The organism is Corallococcus aberystwythensis (assembly GCF_003612165.1).
Taxonomy (GTDB): domain Bacteria; phylum Myxococcota; class Myxococcia; order Myxococcales; family Myxococcaceae; genus Corallococcus; species Corallococcus aberystwythensis.
This window is the reverse complement of sequence record NZ_RAWK01000518.1, coordinates 1-1,832: the sequence shown is the minus strand read 5'-3', so window position 1 is coordinate 1,832 and position 1,832 is coordinate 1. Positions and strand designations below refer to the sequence as shown.

The 1,832-nt window shown below is 68.9% G+C and carries 3 protein-coding genes; 2 read left to right on the top strand and 1 reads right to left on the bottom strand.

The window, feature by feature from the left end; translation table 11 throughout:
- Together D7W81_RS41135 and D7W81_RS41130 are read left to right on the top strand one after the other, a co-directional pair.
- Positions 1-484 (top strand): zinc-binding dehydrogenase (locus tag D7W81_RS41135; protein WP_147445837.1); only part of this gene is annotated, 484 nt, incomplete at its 5' end.
- On the top strand, positions 484-627 hold the full coding sequence (locus tag D7W81_RS41130) for an NADAR domain-containing protein (protein WP_120560737.1): 144 nt from the start codon (positions 484-486) through the stop codon (positions 625-627). The genes D7W81_RS41135 and D7W81_RS41130, both read left to right, overlap by 1 nt.
- A 57-nt stretch (positions 628-684) precedes the next feature.
- On the opposite strand, the gene D7W81_RS41125 is transcribed toward D7W81_RS41130, so the two are convergent.
- Positions 685-1,832: FadR/GntR family transcriptional regulator (locus D7W81_RS41125; RefSeq protein WP_147445836.1), on the bottom strand; the 1,148-nt coding region annotated here is incomplete at its 5' end.

The window sequence follows — 1,832 nt, the reverse complement described above, 5'->3', positions numbered from 1 at the left end:
GCACCTGGGCGTGAAGTTCGCGCTCGCGCTGGGCGCGCACGTCACCGTGTTCAGCCATACGGACCGCAAGAAGCAGGATGCGCTGCGACTGGGGGCGCATGAGGTCGTGGTGTCGTCGAAGCCGGAGGAGATGGCGGCGAAGGCGAACTCGCTCGACTTCATCCTCGACACGGTTTCGGCGGCCCACGACGTCAACGCCTATCTGGGGCTGCTGCGGCGCGACGGCCACCTGGTGCTGGTGGGCTTCCCGGCGAAGCCGCTGGAGGTGGCTCCCGTCGCGCTCCTCTCCCGGCGTGCCAGCTTCTCCGGCTCCGGCACGGGAGGCCTGCCGGAGACGCAGGCGATGCTCGACTTCTGCGGCGAGCACGGCATCGTCTCCGACATCGAGTTGATTCCCATCCAGGGCATCAACGAGGCCTTCGCGAGGCTGGAGAAGGGTGACGTGAGGTACCGCTTCGTCATCGACCTCCAGAGCCTGCGGTGATGCGCGAGGCGCTCCAGGCCACCGGCGACGCGAAGCTGGTCGAGCACACGGAGAACGACGACGACTGGGGCGACGGAGGAGACGGCAGCGGCAGCAACATGCTGGGCCGCCTCCTCATGGAGCTGCGAGACACAGCCAGGTAGGTCTCCTGGCACCTCCGAAGATCCCAGGCGACAGAGGACGCGAAGGGCTGTCGCCGCTCACGAAACAGGGGATCTGGGGCGCAGGCCGTGGAGCAACCAGAGGCGAGCAGCCCACCAGCCCCTGGGTGGGGCGCCGTGAAGAGGTCCGCCCTCGTTGCGCGCTGCCCCGTGGGTTTGGGGGGAGCCCGTAAGCGGATCCTCGGACTGAATGCTCCCATCCGGAGACGAAGCGTCCGAACCTACCCGACAGTCAGGCAGGTCGCTCGGGGTTGTGTCCGTCAGGTCCCGTCCGGTGCACGCCCCACCGGGCTCGCAGGGAGTGGTCTGCGGTGCCTCCGGAAACAGCAGCACCCCGCTGTCGGTCTCCAAGGGAAGAGCGTCACCAGGGGAACGCGGTGTCTCCCCAAACGCCTCCATGCCCTCGGTGACTGACATGGTGGCGCCGGAGCCACGCGTCTCAACGCGAGGGTGTGCCACAAGCGCATCATCCTGCGCTGTGTCTGATGCAGGGCCACCGGGGCTGCACTCCTGGGCGTGAGGAGCCTCGGGGGGCGCAGCCTCCTGAGGCACGGGGGCGAAGGCGTTCAGCACAAGCTCGTCGTACGTCTTCATCAGCGCCGGCAGCTGATGCTGAAGCGCCTGCACGTCGCGCGCATACAGCGCATCCAACGCGCAGAGGATCCACTGGCGCATCGCATCGCCGCCCATGAAGGGCAGCAGCCGGTCCGCGATGCCCCGGAAGGCCCGCTGCAGCGACTGGATGAGGAGCAGGTGCCCGGGCCGTGCCGCCGCCCAGGCAGACAGCCGCAGCAACTCGAATTCCAGCTGCGCGCCGCGCTCCTTGGGGTGGTACCAGCGCGCTGCGTCCTGGAGCGTGTAGAGGGTCTCCCCTAGCCGCTGCAGGTCCAAGTCGGAGGCATGCGCGCAGCAGTCGGAAAGCAGCTCCACCAGCACCTGCCGCTTGAGACTGAAGAAGCCCTCCAGAAGGCGCCGGCACTCCTGGGTGCGCGTGTCATGCAGCGCCAGCCCCAGGTTCTCCAGCGTCAGGGACTCGTCCAACGCCACCGCACGCGCCTGTCGCCCGGGACGCAGCACCACCAGGCCCCTCGCCGCCAGCCGCCGCAAGGCCTCGCGCACCGTGCCCCGGCATACCCCGAAGTGGCGCGCCATCATCCGCTCCGAGCGCAGCCCCCCATTCCTCGGCA